Raw genomic sequence first — 15,487 nt, forward strand, 5'->3', positions numbered from 1 at the left:
ATCCCCAATCATTTCATTTGCGCAGCATTGAGTGATCAATCTTGCGCATAAAAAAGCATCCTCTTTTGGATGCTTTTTTATTTGTCTATTTGTTGAAAGCGCTTAAGGTTTTAGTCCAACTGGATTTCGATACCAACTTTCAATAAACAATGCTGCAGCAAGGCTGTCGGCAGAAAGATTCTTCGCACGGCCTTGGGCTTGATAATGATCTAATTCATCGCGCGCTTCACGTGTCGTTAAGCGTTCATCGACCATCAAGGTTTCAATATTGGTTTGGTGGCGAAGGCGTCGTGCAAATTTACGCGCACGTGTGGAGAGTTCAGATTCGCTATCATCCATATTGAGCGGTAGACCCACGATGAACAAATCCGGCTGATACTGTTTCACAATCTTGAGTAGATTATCCCAATTGGGAATGCCATCTTTCATGGGAAAGAGTGGCAGGGGATTTGCACTTTCAATCAGGGCTTGTCCCACAGCCATTCCTGTTTTTTGTGTGCCAAAGTCAAAGGCCATAATCATTTGATATTGTGGTAAATCAGGCATGTCCAATCTCAGATGATAACCACATGCGGTCTACCCCCATTTTTTTATAGGCAGCGTCCCAGCGGTCGTCATAAGGTAAGTTAAATATTAAATCCATGTCTGAGTCACAAATGAGCCAATCACCCCGAGCAATTTCTTCTTCTAATTGGCTTTTACCCCAACTGGCATAGCCTAGAGCCACCTGATAACGACCCACACCTTCATTGTGTGCAATCGCATCTAAAATATCTTTAGACGTGGTAATACAGACATTTTCACCCACAGCAATAGATGAATGCCATGTCGGTTGACCGGTATGAAGAACAAAACCTGCCTCTGGGCGCAAAGGTCCACCTTGCAACACTTCATGAGGATGCACATTATCTGCCTCAATTTCCAAATCATTCAAGAGTTCTTTGATCTGTAAACCTGAAGGACGATTAATAATGATGCCTTGAGCGCCATCTTCATCATGTCGCGCCAAATAAATCACCGTATTGGCAAAGAATTCATCGTTCATTTCGGGTGGAGCAATCAGGCAGCGGTGTGTGAGGTATTGTTTAGTCACCTAATGGCTTCTCCTTATTGGGGTAAGTTTGATTCTTGGGATGAATTGCATTCGAATAACGTTGTATTTATCAACATACTAGACTCACAAGTTTTCAACAATGAGTTTTTCTGCAAATTCAATATTTGTCATGCTCGACCAGTGAGGGACATGCTAAAAATCTTCATCGTAAAGGCAGGTCTACAATGCGGTGAATCGTGAAGCGATGATTGGTAATTTGAACAACAGCAGTACAAAAGCGAGGAGAAGATATACGTGATGGATGACTGAGATTGCTTAAAATAGCAGGATAAACTGAGGGTAAAACAATGACACATTTTTCAAAAATAATAGGGATGGCACTCTGTGCAAGCCTACCTATTTCAGGCTTTGCAGGAAGTGCTGACTTACAAAAACATGAATCTCAGGTGATTAAAAAATATAAAAACTTAAATTTTTATGAGGTCAATGAAGCGCTAGAACGTGAAATTGTGGATGTCATTGCGGCAGATCCGAGCAGTTTTCACTACGGATTTACGCAACTCGAAAAGCAAGGTTTTGTTCATGTGCAATATTCTCCGGATAAAAAACTAAAATTTTATAGTTTTGATGTGTCTGGCGGAGGCACCATGGGGGAGTGGAGCAGCTATGTGCAATATGCAACGGGAAAAACGCAACATTTAGATCAATTTGACTCAGGCTATATCAATCAAATTTTGCCGATCAACATCCAAAATAAAACCGTATATTTGGTGAAGAGTTATTATAAAGGTGATAATTGCAGTGGATTACATCATCTAAGAGCTGTTGAAGTTGGGCCAAAACAGTTACTTAAATCTTATGTATTTCAAACTAAGCAAAAGAAACTAGATCAAATCTCGGTAGATTATGACTGCCATTATGAAACCGATCGTCGTAGCGGTAATGAATATCTCAAAATCAGTCCGAAACACGTGGATGTAATGTTGCTCAATCAACAACATCAGCCGCAATATAAATATTTACGCTATACCTTAGGCTCGAAAGCCTTTGTGTATCAGGGAATTGTCAAATAGTATGTTTAAGAAAAAAGCCTGTGTAGTTTTTAATCCACAGGCTTTTTTGAAAGCATCAAAAATTAACTATGTTGAAATTTCAACTGACGCAACTGTTTTGCGTGTTGTAAGGTCGTTTGACTAATCTCCACACCTCCGGTCATTCGAGCCAGCTCTTGAATCCGATCATCTTCTTCTAATTCGATAATGGTACTGCTAGCAGGATCCGTTTGACGTTTTTTCACCAAGAGATGTTGGTCAGATTGGGCAGCGACTTGGGCTTGGTGAGTAATACATAAAATTTGAACATGCTGCGCCAAATCAGCCAACAAACGCCCGACAATTTCTGCCGTTCCGCCACTGATCCCGACATCAATTTCATCAAAGACTAACACTTCGGATTCGGTTTTTTCAGCATTCATCACTTGCATGACTAAGGCGATACGTGACAATTCACCACCCGATGCCACGCGTGCTAGAGGCTGAGCAGGAATCCCTTTATTTGCGGTGAACAGCAGTTGAATAAAGCTCAAACCTTCACTTGAAGCTTGTTCAAGCGGTTCAAATTTAAATTCAAAATGCGCTTCAGGCAGAGCCAGTTGTTTGACTTGTTCAGTCAACTGCTTCGCCAATGGCGTAGCAGCATCTCGGCGTATTTGATCCAAGTGCTCGGCTTTGGAAATGAAGTCTTGATGAGAAACCTCAACTTGTTCTGCCAACGTTTCAGGATCTTCCAGCTGATGCAGTTGCTCTAACTCAAGTTGCCACGCTTCGTATTCTTGTTTTAAATCTTCAGGCTGAGTACGATATTTACGCGCTAAGCGATGAAAAACTTCCAGTTTGGTATTTAATTCGTCCATACGTTCAGGATCAAAACTTTGACGATCAATAAACTGACGTAAATTTGCGGTGGCATCTTCAATTTCACTTTGAGCGTTCAGTAGCGACGTATAAATTTCAGAAAGTTGTTCACTACGTCCTGCATGCGATTCAATTCGACGAATGATCGCGCCCATTTCTTGATTGATATTTTGCTCGGCGTCATCGAGGGCATTTAGACCATAGCTACAGTCTTGCATGATATGTTCATGATGACTGAGACGGTCAAATTCTTGCTCGATTTCCTTGTAGTCCGTTTGCACAAGGTCTTCAAGTTCTTCTAATTGAAGTTCAAGCGTTTCTATCCGTTGCTTACGTGTGGCTTGGGCATCGAGTGCTGCTTGGTGCTGTCGAATATCCTTTTGCCACTTGCTATAGGCATCACGAACGGCTTGAGCCGGCTGATAAAAATTGTAATAGCGATCTAGCCAATGTTTTGGATAGGGCGGTTCTAAGAGTTGTTGTTGGCTGTGTTGGCTATAGAGTTGTACCAATAAGCGGCCAATTTCTTTTAACTCAGATAAGCTGCTCGGACGTCCATTAATCCATGCTTTGCTACGACCTGTTGCAAAAATCACGCGACGTAAATGGATTTCTCCAGACTCATCATCCAGTTCGTGTTCTTTGAGCCAAAGCGCTTCAGGACTGTGCTCTTGGTAGCTAAAGGTCGCTGTCACATCGGCTTTGTCTGATCCATAGCGCACATAGTTGGTGTCTGTTCGTTCACCTAAACATGCTGATAGTGCGTCTAGCAGCAAAGATTTACCTGCACCTGTTTCACCCGTCAGGACGTTAAAGCCTTGTTCAATGTCGATGGCTAAATGGTCGGCTAATGCAAAATTGATCAGAGTTAAATGTGTCAGCATAAACGCATCCGAGCTGCGAAAAGTTCTAGTTAAAGATAATTAAGTTTTGTTTTGGTCACAAGATAAGTTTTATTTTAAGATGACGAAAAACCTCATAATTCTATCCTAAATTTCAGTTTAATAAGAAATTAGTTTCGTATCTGCCGTAAGCACGCAGTGTAGTGATGCAAAGAGTAAATGATCTTGCATAACGTGAGCTTAAACCATCCAACATTTTGCTAAGTTCTCACAAAACACGTTTGTGTATGTATTCTTGTATTTAATTTAACGTGTTATTGCCTTAAAACGTCATGATTTGGTCTCTTAAATCCGTCCATATAATTCATTATCCATGTATATATCTGTGAAATGATTTTGCAGCGTTTCAATAGATCCTAACTAGGACTTTAGTGGATGAAATAAAAAAAGTATTTTGTACAAAAGTACAGCTTGTTTTAGACTCTCAATGTTGAGGTGGTGGGATGAAATAGGGGCACATCCAGTACTCAGATTTTTGTAATTATCTATCGCACAGTTTTCAACACAGATTGATTAGTTTTTGCAGCACAATTAAACTACATCTATCAAAATATTATAAATATGCTTTATCTGGAGAAAACGCATGTCAGCACAGTTTGATCATGTATCAGTCATCAAAAAATCAAATGTTTATTTTGGCGGTCTATGTATCAGCCACACTGTGCAATTTGAAGATGGAACCAAGAAAACACTGGGTGTGTTGCTTCCAACTGAACAAGCGCTGACTTTTGAAACCCATGTACCTGAACGTATGGAAATTATTTCAGGTGAATGTCGTGTTCAAATTGCTGATAGCGAAGAAAGCGAACTATTCCGTGCGGGTCAATCGTTCTACGTGCCAGGTAATAGCCGATTTAAAATTGAAACAGATGAAGTCTTGGATTATGTGTGCCACTTAGAAGGCTAATAATTCAATCCATTTAGGCACAGTTTTTTAACTTCAAATCGGTTAAACTATGTGTCATAGCATAAATCCTGTAAAGCTTGCTTTGCAGGATTTTTCTTTTTGATAACCTAAGCTGTGCGCTGGGTGATCATACCCTGTTTAAAAGTTTATCGAAGTTTGCAAATTAGAGGTCGTTCATGGCGAAACCGGAATATTATTATGGCGTTCATTCAGTGGAGTCATTACTGGAACTTGAGCCAGAACGCGTTTTAACTTTATTTGCGTTAAAAGGACGTGATGATCAGCGTTTAAAACGTATTTTTGAGTTGGCAGAACCGTTTGGTGTCAGCATTCAAAAAGCTAGCCGTGATAGTTTGGAAAAACTTGCGGGACAACCGTTCCATCAAGGTGTGGTCGCGGCTGTACGCCCCCATCCAGTCTTAAACGAAAAAGATTTAGAGGCTTTATTACAAGCCAATCCCAATGCGTTGCTATTGGCTTTAGATCATATTACAGACCCACATAACCTTGGTGCATGTATCCGTACAGCGGCAGCTATGGGCGTTGAAGCCGTGATTGCACCGCGTGATCGTTCAGCGACACTTACCCCAACAGCCCGTAAAGTTGCTGCTGGTGGTGCTGAAAAAGTGAAGTTTATTCAGGTGACGAACTTGGCACGTACCTTGGCTCAAATCAAAGAAGATTTTAACGTGCGTGTGATCGGCACCATGCTAGATGAAAAAGCGTTGCCGATTCAAAAATTTGACTTCACTGGTACGGGTGTATGTGTGGTGATGGGCGCTGAAGATACAGGTTTGCGTCCTATTACGCAGGCGCAATGTGATCAAACTGTTTATATTCCAATGGCTGGTAACTTGCAAAGCTTAAATGTCAGTGTCGCAACCGGTATGGCATTGTATGAAGCATGTCGTCAACGTAATAATGAATTGAAATAGCAGTGATGATGTCTCCTCAAAAGCAAGGTTATTTATATGTGTTCATTACCATGTGTATTTGGGGGGGATTCACCTTAACGGCGCGTTTAAGCGCTAATTGGGGAATCAGTGCTTGGGACATCACGGCACTTCGGTTTGCTTTGGCATTTTGCATCTTAATGCCAATTTTGATTTATAAAAAAGATACGGCTTTTTTATGGAAGAAAGAGCCTTTTATCCTCGCCATGCTCGGCGGGGTGACCTATTGTTTAACAGCCTATAGCGCATTTCATTATGCTCCTGCGGCCCATGCTGCAATTTTCCTCAATGGTTGTATTCCCTTATGTACGGCCATAGCCGCATTCCTGATCTTCAAACAGCCACTCGATAAGCATACCTGGATCAGTGTGGTGATTATGGTCTCTGCCATTAGCTTAATGAGCTATCTGATGTATGTGGAAACCGGTGTAGCGTTTGGTTTGGGTGATTTGCTGTTTTTTATCAGTGCCATTTGGTGGGGGATATTTACGGTATTGCTTAAGCAATGGAGGCTCTCTGCTTGGCATGCCATGGCGGGGGTTGCGGTTTGGTCTGCCGTGGTATTCGTGCCTATTTATCTACTATTTTTCCCTAAACATTGGTCTGACCCAGAGCCATTGCAACTCATTGGACAAGTTATCTTTCACGGTATTTTTGTGGTGATTATTGCGACTTTAACGTATGTAGAGGCGATCAAGCGTCTGGGTGCATTTAAAGCCGGAAGTATCGTGACTTTGGCACCTTTTATTGCTGCAATTTTAGCGGTGCCGCTGCTAAATGAATCTTTAAGTTTTGCAATTGTGTGTGGATTGGTCGGGATGGGGATTGGAGCGATTCAACCGTGGAAATGGTTGGGACGAAAGGACAGTCTAGAGCAGCAACTCGAACAACAAAAAAAGCTGTCTGAGTAAGACTGCTTTTTTATTTAGCTTTTTTCAGCGTGCGCTAAGTACTTGAGATGCAACGGCCGAAGCTGTGCATAAAGATGATCTAAATGACCATCATTCAGCACGATATCATCTGCAATTTTTTGCTTTTCCTGACGCGACATTTGCACTTGAATGATTTTTTGGATTTGCTCGATATTTTGACCATCGCGCTGTGATGCACGCTGAATTTGCAATTGTTCCGTGGCATCAATAAGCAAGGTGTGATTGGTTAATTCATGTTGATTGGTTTCAAATAACAGCGGCGAAACCAAGATGACATAGGGGCTGGTGGCTTCATTTAACTGTTGGATAATGGACTGACGTATTGCAGGATGGGTAATGGCTTCAAGTGTTTGACGTGCTGTAGGATCTTTAAAGATATATTCACGTAAAGCGCGCCGATTTAACTCACCATTCGCAAGTAAAACCCAATCACCAAATTGTTGTTGAATCTGAATCAGTGCGGGTTGCCCCGGTTCGACAACCTCGCGAGCAATGATATCAGCATCGACGACTTGAATGCCTTGGAGTTCAAACCAATTGCTTGCAGCAGATTTTCCGCTACCGATACCACCTGTTAAACCCAAGACAAATGTCATACAACGACCTTACTGACCCAAATAAATTTTCATAATTTGATCACCCCATAAAAAGGCGATCCATCCAGCGATGGCAATATAGGGACCAAATGCAAAAGGTTGGTTTTCTTTACGAACTTTGAGCAAAATAATGCCAATAATTGCACCTACTAGTGAAGAGAGTAATACAATCAGTGGGAGCAGGAAAGGGCCCATCCATGCACCCAAGGCAGCTAAAAGTTTAAAGTCACCATAGCCCATGCCTTCTTTGCCAGTGATGATTTTAAATAAAAAGTAAACAATCCATAGGCATAAGAACCCGATGATATACCCCCAAATGGCTGAGGTTGCAGAGGTATAAATGGCATAGCTATTCACGCCAAGCCCGAGTGCAGCCAAAGTAAGGGTATAGCGGTCAGGTAAAAGTTGGGTGTCAAAGTCAATAAATGTTAAGGCAATCAATACATAAGTCAGCACTAGACCAAACAGCATTTGGATAGTTGGACCAAAAACTGCAACAACAATCAGCGCACAGATCATGGTGAGTAATTCAATCAGTGGATAACGGCTACTGATCGGGTTTTGGCAACTTCCACATTTTCCGCGTAACACGATCCAACTGATGACTGGAATGTTTTGATACCAACGAATTGGCGTTTTACATTTTGGACAGGTTGAAGCAGGAGTACTTAGGGTAATCTTTGTTTCATCAATAATCGGTTGATCTGGATGTAGAAACAGTTGGCAATCCGTACGCCATTCTTGTTCCATCATCTTTGGTGTGCGGTAAATTACCACATTCAAAAAACTACCGATGCAAATACTAAAAATCCCAACTGCGATATATAACGCAATTGGGGTATTAATTAAATATGTTATTAATTCTTGCATTAAACCACAGAACCCATTTGGAAGATTGGAAGATACATTGCAATCACAAGACCACCAACGAGGACACCTAGTACCGCCATAATCAAGGGTTCCATCATCGAAGTTAAGCCATCTACGGCATTATCCACTTCATTTTCATAATGGGTTGCCACTTTGTCTAGCATAGCATCCAAGGCGCCGGATTCTTCACCAATAGCCACCATTTGAATCGCCATAGATGGGAATTTATCGGTGACACGCATAGCAAATTGCAGTTGTTGACCAGTCGCGACATCTTCACGAATTTTCATGACCGCTGTTTCATAGACCACGTTGTTGGTTGCACCTGCAGTTGATTCAAGCGCATCAATTAAGGGTACACCTGCGGCAAAGGTTGTTGCTAAGGTACGGCTATAGCGGGCAATAATTGCTTTATAAACCAAATCACCAAAAATTGGTGCTTTCAATGCTGCTTTATCTAAAAAGTCGCGGAAACCCTTGCTACGTTTTTTCGCTTCCATGAAACCTGCAATCACAGCGCCAATTCCAATGATGAGGAAGAACCAATATTTTTGCATCCATTCCGACATATTGACCACCATTTTGGTAAAGGCGGGTAGGTCTGCACCAAATGATGAAAACAAGTCTTGGAATACGGGAACCACTTTTACCATCAAAATAATCGTTACAACAATTGCCACAACGATTACCGCTGCTGGGTATTTCATGGCTTTTTTGATTTTTTGCTTAAGCAATTCACTTTTTTCTTTGTAAATTGCCACACGGTCTAGCATGGTTTCAAGAGCACCCGACTGTTCACCTGATTCAACTAATGAGCAAAATAGGTTATCGAAATACTGCGGATATTTACGCAGCGCACCGGCAAAGGTATTACCGCCTTCAACTTCACCTTTGATCCCCAAGACCACTTCACGCATGGCTGGGTTTTCTAGGCCTTCCGCCACGATTTCAAAACCCTGAACGAGCGGTACACCGGCTTTCATCATGGTTGCAAGTTGGCGCGTGAATACCGTGATATCCAAAGTGGATACTTTCTTTTTCATCAAGCCTTCGAGAATATTTTTGCGTTTTTCTCGAATGGTTTTAATGGTGATGCCTTGCTTACGTAAAGTGACTTTGGCTAAAGCCATATTACGCGAAGGCATTTCCCCTTTGATTTTCGCCCCTTTGCGATCCACGCCTTCATAACTGAAGGTTGGCATCATCTGCGCTTTTTTTACAGCCATGAATTTATCCTTATTTTTAAATACTAATTCACTTACTCACTGGTCACACGATTGACTTCTTGAAGTGAAGTCACCCCCTGCATGACCTTAATTAAGCCTGAACGGCGTAAATTGTTAAAACCTGCTTGATTTGAAGCTTCGGCAATTTGTAAGGCATTGCCATCTTCCATAATAATTCTTGAAATTTCAGGTGTCACTTTCATGACTTCATATATACCGACACGACCTTTATAGCCTTCGCGGCATTCGGAACAACCGACAGGTTGGTATATTTGAAATTCTGGTGTATTTAAATCGTCTTCAGTAAAACCAAGTTCCAGTAGACTTTGTTTTGGTACCTCTACTGTTTCTTTACATTGTGAACATAGGCGACGCGCAAGTCGCTGCGCAATGACAAGGTTCACGGATGTCGCAATGTTAAATGAGGGCACGCCCATATTGCGTAAGCGTGTCAATGTTTCAGGTGCACTATTGGTATGTAGTGTAGACATCACCATGTGACCCGTTTGAGCTGCTTTAATGGCAATTTCAGCCGTTTCTAAATCTCGAATCTCACCGACCATCACAATATCAGGGTCTTGACGTAAGAATGACTTCAATGCTGCAGAGAAGGTGAGGCCGACTTTATTATTTACGTTGACCTGATTGATCCCTTCTAAGTTAATTTCCACAGGGTCTTCGGCCGTTGAAATGTTGGTATCTTCACGGTTAAGAATGTTTAGACCTGTATATAAAGATACGGTTTTACCGGAACCCGTTGGACCGGTAATGAGCAACATGCCTTGCGGTTTTTCTAAAGCCTGCATGAACAGTTCTTTTTGATCCGGTTCATAACCCAACGCATCAATCCCTAACATCGCACTAGAAGGGTCAAGGATACGTAGAACAAGTTTTTCACCAAACAAGGTCGGTAAGGAGTTCACACGGAAGTCGATGGCTTTGTTCTTTGACAGCTTTAACTTGATACGACCGTCTTGTGGAATACGTTTTTCCGAGATGTCCATTTGTGACATGACTTTTAAACGCGAAGCAAGTCGAGTCGCAAGTTGCAAGGGCGGATTGGTAATTGTTCTTAACACGCCATCGACACGGTAGCGGACGCGATAGGTCTTTTCGTAGGGTTCGAAATGTAAGTCAGATGCACCCATACGAATCGCATCGACTAGCAGCTTATTGATGTATTTAACAATCGGCGCTTCATCACCATTGTCTTTTTCATCTGCTTGTTCAGCTGGGTCTATCGTTTCCTGTTCTAAATCAAGATCAAAGTCATCATCAAAGTCGAAAGTACTTTCTTCAGCGAAGTTTTGTTCAATTAACTTTTCAAGTTTGTCATGTTCAACAATAATGGTTTCGGTATTGAGCTTACTACCAAATCGGATGGCATCTACGGCTTCAATATTGGTTGGATTGCTGATCGCAACGAATAACAAATTGCCATGTTTAAAAATGGGCAAAATACGATGCTTGGTAATTAACTTATCTTCAAATTCATCACGAATAATTAAAGACGTGTCATAAGTTGAAATATCAAAAACCGGTTCACCGAACTCTATCGAGATGGTTTCAGCGATCAGGCGTGCTGAAAGTTGATATTCCTGAATCAAATGCGGCACGATATCTTGATGAGCCTTTTTTGAATTTTGCAGCGCTGTTTGCATTTTTTCGGCAGACAGATGCCCTTCGTCAACTAAGCGACGAATAAACCCCGTAAATCTTGAAGAACCTTGAACTGCTGTCATGCTTTTACTTGCCTATGCTTCAGTCTGTTTATAATTGGTATAGCAAAATTATACTTTTGTTGCACAAAAATACCATATCTTAAAGTGTTGTCACTAGCTAAGAATTGGTAAAAAGCATGAACCAGTCCTTAAATCTGCTTAATTTTTTTACAGAAAAGTGAAGATCTTGGAATGACTGGTGTGCTTCGAAGATGCAAATGTGTTGAAATTTATCTTCAAAATTATGAATTACGTGTAGAATGTGCCCGATTTCATCTTTGTCATGTGGGATAAATATGTCGGGTTCGACGATTACGCCTTGGGTAGTGGGTAACTGGAAAATGAACCCATTGCAAGCCGATGCTGGCGCACTTCTTAAGAATTTTAAGCAATTATTAGATGAACAAAATATTGCTGAAGCGGCATGTCATATTGGGGTTGCACCAACAGCTATTGCTCTGACCACGGTGCAAAATGAATTAACACAAGCAAGCCGTAACATCATGACCGTTGCACAAGACGTTTCTCGCGTTGCAGGTACAGGTGCATATACGGGTGAGCTCAGTGCTGAGCTATTAAAAGATTATGGTGTTGAATTTGTACTGATTGGTCATTCGGAACGCCGTGAAATATTCGCTGATCAACCGCATATCATTAATGAAAAAGTAAAAAATGCATTAAACGCAGGTTTGACTGTGATTTATTGTGTGGGTGAAAGCTTAGAACAACGTGAAAGCGGCCAAGCAGAACAGATTGTGTTACAACAAATATGTGATATTGCTGCTGTTGTACAAGCAGAGCAGTGGAAACAAATTGTGGTAGCTTATGAGCCAATTTGGGCCATTGGCACAGGTAAAACAGCGTCACCTGAAGATGCGCAAGCGATGCATGCTAAAATTCGTGAAGGTTTAAGCCAAATCACCCCAATGGGACTTCATACTGCAATTCTTTATGGTGGTAGTGTAAAACCTGAAAATGCAGTAGAGTTGGCAGCCTGTCCAGATATCAATGGTGCGCTCGTCGGTGGTGCATCATTAAATGCAGAGTCGTTTTATAAAATTGCTCAAGCATTTGCAAATACAAAATAATTAGGAGTTCAGCATGCATACGTTTGTGCTGGTGTTACATATTATCTTAGCGATTTTAATGATCGTGCTGATTTTAGTTCAGCATGGTAAAGGCGCAGATGCGGGTGCATCTTTTGGTGGCGGCGGTGCTGCAACTGTATTTGGTGCATCGGGTTCGGGTAACTTTATGACCCGTTTGACTGCGATTTTAACGGCTTTGTTCTTCGTTACGAGCTTGACACTTGCTGTGTTTGCAAAGAAACAAACGACAGATGCTTATAGTCTGAATGCGATTTCTTCAGTACCGACTGCGCCAGTAAAATCGGCTGAAACTTCGCCAACTGCACCAAAAAGCGCTGAATAATTTATTTAGCGCTTTCTTTTTTGACGTGTTGCGACTAGAATGCGTCACAGCTGCGGTGGTGGTGGAATTGGTAGACACGCTACCTTGAGGTGGTAGTGCTTTCGGGCGTGGGGGTTCAAGTCCCCCCTTCCGCACCAACTTATAATCCAGAACATAAGTTGGTGTATGCAGCAAAACTCTGTTGATGCGGGATGGAGCAGTCTGGTAGCTCGTCGGGCTCATAACCCGAAGGTCGTTGGTTCAAATCCAGCTCCCGCTACCAATCAATTCTATTTTTAAGATGCAAACTTTTAAATGGACAGCTTTTAAAGCTGAGAAAACTATTTGCATATTGATGCGGGGTGGAGCAGTCTGGTAGCTCGTCGGGCTCATAACCCGAAGGTCGTTGGTTCAAATCCAGCCCCCGCTACCAATCTTATATGGCACACAATCTATATAAGCAGTTTATCTGAAAGTCATTGTGATGTTGATGCGGGATGGAGCAGTCTGGTAGCTCGTCGGGCTCATAACCCGAAGGTCGTTGGTTCAAATCCAGCTCCCGCTACCAATCCTCTGAGATGCAACTCAGTAGGGCAATTCTTCAGGTTGTTTTAGATTGAAAATGACCAAGAAATTGTATATAATTTTTGCATGTTGATGCGGGATGGAGCAGTCTGGTAGCTCGTCGGGCTCATAACCCGAAGGTCGTTGGTTCAAATCCAGCTCCCGCTACCAAGTTTCTAAAAGAGGCTCACAACTAGGTGGGCCTTTTTGCACAGTGGACTATGGTTTTCTGTGTAATAATGGGGCGATTTACGCCCTTTTTTATTGGCTATCGTGTAGTGTCGACAGTATTTTGGTCAAACCGTCATGTTTCACTACTACTATAGTTTCGCATTGGTCTGTAGTGGTCATTTCGACCATCGAATCGCACAAATTTGACGAGAGTAAATGAAGCTATCAAATAAAACTCAAGCACTTCAGGACTTAATTGCCCCAGCGGTGCAAGCATGTGATGTAGAACTTTGGGGGATTGATTTCCAACCTCAAGGTAAGCGTTCACTGTTACGTATTTATATCGACCGTGAAGTTGATGAAAATGCAGAACCTGTCATCAATGAAGATGGCGAAGTTGAGCAAGGCCGTGGTATCGGCGTGCAGGACTGTGTTCGTGTCACTCAGCAAGTGGGTGCGATGTTGGATGTACATGATCCAATTTCAGGCGAATATGCATTGGAAGTGTCATCTCCAGGTTGGGATCGTCAGTTCTTTAAATTGGAACAAATGACGGCATACATTGGTCAGCAAGTCGCTTTGCGTTTGATCAGTGCTGTGGATAATCGTCGTAAATTCCAAGCCAAACTTGTAAGCGTAGACCTTGAAAGCGAAATGATTCAGGTTGAAGTTGAAAAGCAACAAGTGTTGGATATTGACAGCCACAATATTGATAAAGCAAATCTGGTTTTCCAAGATTAATTTAATAAATAAGAATCTGAACGAATAGGTGACTTATGGCTCGTGAAATTCTTACCGTAGTAGAAACGGTTAGTAACGAAAAAGGTGTAAGTCGTGATGCAATTTTTGAAGCGCTTGAACAAGCTTTAGTTGCAGCGACTAAGAAGAAATTCTACGAGGGAACTCACTCGGAAGAAGCTCGTCTACGTGTAGAAATCGACCGTCGTACTGGTGATTACCGTACTTTCCGTCAATGGGAAGTGGTTGCCGACGAAGATCACGAAATGCCAGCATGCCAAGATGCGATCTCTGATGTAGATCCTGCAAAATGGGCAATTGGTGATATTCGTGAACTTGAAGTTGAATCGATTGATTTCGGTCGTATTGCGGCACAAATTGCGAAACAAGTGATTGTTCAAAAAATTCGTGAAGCAGAACGTGCATTAATTGCAGATGCTTACGAGTCTAAAGTTGGTGAACTCATCTACGGTGAAGTGAAAAAACAAACCAAAGATGGCTTTATCATTGACTTAGGTGACAATGCAGAAGCATATCTTGCGCGTGAAGAAATGATCGCTAAAGAAATTCTACGTCCTAAACAACGTGTAAACGCGATTTTGTTTAACGTAAACCGTGAAGGCCGTGGTGCTCAGTTATTACTTTCTCGTTCTAAACCAGAAATGCTCATTGCATTGATGAAGAAAGAAATTCCTGAAATTGCTGAAGAAATCATTGAGATTAAGGCTGCTGCACGCCAACCTGGCGTTCGTGCTAAAATCGCTGTGAAAACAAACGATCACCGTATTGATCCTGTAGGTGCATGTATTGGTATGCGTGGTACACGTATCCAAGCAGTTCAATCAGAGTTAAATGGTGAGCGTATTGATGTAGTCGTTTGGTCTGATGACGCGGCACAGTACATTGCAAGTGCTCTAGAGCCTGCTGATGTATCAGGTATCGTGATTGATGAAGAAGAACGTACTGCAGATATTATTTTTGCAACGAGTGATCAGTTAGCACGTGCAATTGGCTCTCAAGGTCAAAACGTACGCTTAGCATCTGAATTGACTGGTTACAAGCTCAATATGATGCTTGAAGAAGAATATCACGCACGCCAACAAAACGAAGCGCAACAATATTTAGATATGTTTGTTACACGTCTAGATATTGATGAAGACTTAGCGATGGCGTTAGTTGAAATGGGTTTCACATCATTAGAAGAAATCGCGTATGTTCCTGCGGAAACATTCGATGAGATCGAACTTGATGCTGAAACTGTTGAAATGCTGCAAGGTCGTGCAAAAGAAATTGCATTGGCTGATGCATTGAAGCAACAAGAAAACATCCAAGAGCCAAGCGAAGAGCTTGCTGCAATGGAAGGCGTGACTAAAGAAATCGCATATGCGCTTGCCGCTCGCGGTGTGGTAACTGTAGATGATCTTGCAGATCAAGCCACTGACGATATCTCTGATATCGAAGGTTTAGGTGCTGAAAAAGCAGGTCAACTTATTATGAAAGCGCGCGAATCATGGTTTAACTAGGAGGTAA

The 15,487-nt window shown here is 42.0% G+C and carries 15 protein-coding genes and 5 tRNA genes; 13 read left to right on the forward strand and 7 right to left on the reverse strand.

Translation table 11 applies throughout. The annotated features are described in order from the left end of the window. Positions 1–102: 102 nt before the first annotated feature. Together ruvX and FTV37_RS00360 are read right to left on the reverse strand one after the other, a co-directional pair. A complete protein-coding gene (gene ruvX, locus FTV37_RS00355; RefSeq protein ID WP_078192570.1) occupies positions 103–546 on the reverse strand; it encodes a Holliday junction resolvase RuvX in 444 nt (147 codons plus the stop codon). Beyond that, the gene (locus FTV37_RS00360) at positions 539–1,093 is read right to left on the reverse strand and encodes a YqgE/AlgH family protein (protein WP_078189425.1); all 555 of its coding nucleotides are present in this window, start codon (positions 1,091–1,093) and stop codon (positions 539–541) included. The genes ruvX and FTV37_RS00360 overlap by 8 nt, the downstream gene beginning before the upstream one ends. Positions 1,094–1,401: 308 nt before the next feature. Between FTV37_RS00360 and FTV37_RS00365 the strand changes: the two genes are divergently transcribed. Continuing rightward, positions 1,402–2,127, forward strand: coding sequence for a hypothetical protein (locus FTV37_RS00365; protein ID WP_180062788.1), 726 nt, complete (start codon positions 1,402–1,404; stop codon positions 2,125–2,127). Between the two features lie 62 nt (positions 2,128–2,189). Here FTV37_RS00365 and recN read toward each other — a convergent pair whose 3' ends face one another. Next, positions 2,190–3,851 (reverse strand): DNA repair protein RecN, encoded by a 1,662-nt coding sequence (gene recN / locus FTV37_RS00370; protein WP_180062789.1) that lies wholly within the window; start codon positions 3,849–3,851, stop codon positions 2,190–2,192. Between the two features lie 601 nt (positions 3,852–4,452). Between recN and FTV37_RS00375 the strand changes: the two genes are divergently transcribed. The 3 genes from FTV37_RS00375 (at position 4,453) to FTV37_RS00385 (ending at position 6,640) form a co-directional block, all read left to right on the forward strand. Further along, entirely contained in the window at positions 4,453–4,776 is a 324-nt protein-coding gene (locus FTV37_RS00375; RefSeq protein WP_067763086.1) for a pyrimidine/purine nucleoside phosphorylase, read from the forward strand. A 176-nt stretch (positions 4,777–4,952) separates the two neighbouring features. Next, entirely contained in the window at positions 4,953–5,711 is a 759-nt protein-coding gene (gene rlmB / locus FTV37_RS00380; RefSeq protein ID WP_180062790.1) for a 23S rRNA (guanosine(2251)-2'-O)-methyltransferase RlmB, read from the forward strand. 8 nt (positions 5,712–5,719) lie between these two features. Further along, the gene (locus FTV37_RS00385) at positions 5,720–6,640 is read left to right on the forward strand and encodes a DMT family transporter (RefSeq protein ID WP_373683550.1); all 921 of its coding nucleotides are present in this window, start codon (positions 5,720–5,722) and stop codon (positions 6,638–6,640) included. A 14-nt stretch (positions 6,641–6,654) separates the two neighbouring features. On the opposite strand, the gene coaE is transcribed toward FTV37_RS00385, so the two are convergent. From coaE to pilB, 4 genes are read right to left on the reverse strand one after another with little or no spacing between them, the layout of a single operon-like run. Then, a complete protein-coding gene (gene coaE / locus FTV37_RS00390; protein ID WP_180062792.1) occupies positions 6,655–7,257 on the reverse strand; it encodes a dephospho-CoA kinase in 603 nt (200 codons plus the stop codon). Positions 7,258–7,266: 9 nt separating this feature from the next. Next, on the reverse strand, positions 7,267–8,127 hold the full coding sequence (locus tag FTV37_RS00395; RefSeq protein ID WP_180062793.1) for an A24 family peptidase: 861 nt from the start codon (positions 8,125–8,127) through the stop codon (positions 7,267–7,269). Further along, positions 8,127–9,353 (reverse strand): type II secretion system F family protein, encoded by a 1,227-nt coding sequence (locus tag FTV37_RS00400; RefSeq protein ID WP_180062794.1) that lies wholly within the window; start codon positions 9,351–9,353, stop codon positions 8,127–8,129. Before FTV37_RS00400 ends, FTV37_RS00395 begins: the two co-directional genes overlap by 1 nt. A 32-nt stretch (positions 9,354–9,385) precedes the next feature. Further along, on the reverse strand, positions 9,386–11,095 hold the full coding sequence (gene pilB / locus FTV37_RS00405) for a type IV-A pilus assembly ATPase PilB (RefSeq protein WP_180004674.1): 1,710 nt from the start codon (positions 11,093–11,095) through the stop codon (positions 9,386–9,388). A gap of 275 nt (positions 11,096–11,370) precedes the next feature. Between pilB and tpiA the strand changes: the two genes are divergently transcribed. From tpiA to nusA, 9 genes are all read left to right on the forward strand, one after another. Beyond that, positions 11,371–12,162 carry a triose-phosphate isomerase gene (gene tpiA / locus FTV37_RS00410; protein ID WP_180062795.1) on the forward strand — a complete coding sequence of 264 codons (792 nt, stop codon included), beginning with the start codon at positions 11,371–11,373 and terminating at the stop codon, positions 12,160–12,162. Positions 12,163–12,175: 13 nt separating this feature from the next. After that, positions 12,176–12,505 carry a preprotein translocase subunit SecG gene (gene secG / locus FTV37_RS00415; RefSeq protein ID WP_180062796.1) on the forward strand — a complete coding sequence of 110 codons (330 nt, stop codon included), beginning with the start codon at positions 12,176–12,178 and terminating at the stop codon, positions 12,503–12,505. Between the two features lie 52 nt (positions 12,506–12,557). Beyond that, positions 12,558–12,642, forward strand: a tRNA-Leu gene (locus tag FTV37_RS00420). Between the two features lie 48 nt (positions 12,643–12,690). Then, positions 12,691–12,767: transfer RNA gene (locus FTV37_RS00425), tRNA-Met, on the forward strand. A gap of 73 nt (positions 12,768–12,840) precedes the next feature. Next, positions 12,841–12,917: transfer RNA gene (locus FTV37_RS00430), tRNA-Met, on the forward strand. A gap of 58 nt (positions 12,918–12,975) precedes the next feature. Beyond that, positions 12,976–13,052 (forward strand) — tRNA-Met (locus FTV37_RS00435). 90 nt (positions 13,053–13,142) lie between these two features. Continuing rightward, positions 13,143–13,219, forward strand: a tRNA-Met gene (locus FTV37_RS00440). Positions 13,220–13,435: 216 nt separating this feature from the next. Further along, positions 13,436–13,960 carry a ribosome maturation factor RimP gene (rimP, locus tag FTV37_RS00445; RefSeq protein WP_078189416.1) on the forward strand — a complete coding sequence of 175 codons (525 nt, stop codon included), beginning with the start codon at positions 13,436–13,438 and terminating at the stop codon, positions 13,958–13,960. A gap of 35 nt (positions 13,961–13,995) precedes the next feature. Beyond that, positions 13,996–15,480 carry a transcription termination factor NusA gene (gene nusA, locus FTV37_RS00450; protein WP_078192558.1) on the forward strand — a complete coding sequence of 495 codons (1,485 nt, stop codon included), beginning with the start codon at positions 13,996–13,998 and terminating at the stop codon, positions 15,478–15,480. Positions 15,481–15,487: the final 7 nt, after the last annotated feature.

The sequence above is a fragment of the Acinetobacter sp. YH16042 genome (assembly GCF_013417245.1).
Classification (GTDB): Bacteria; Pseudomonadota; Gammaproteobacteria; order Pseudomonadales; family Moraxellaceae; genus Acinetobacter; species Acinetobacter amyesii.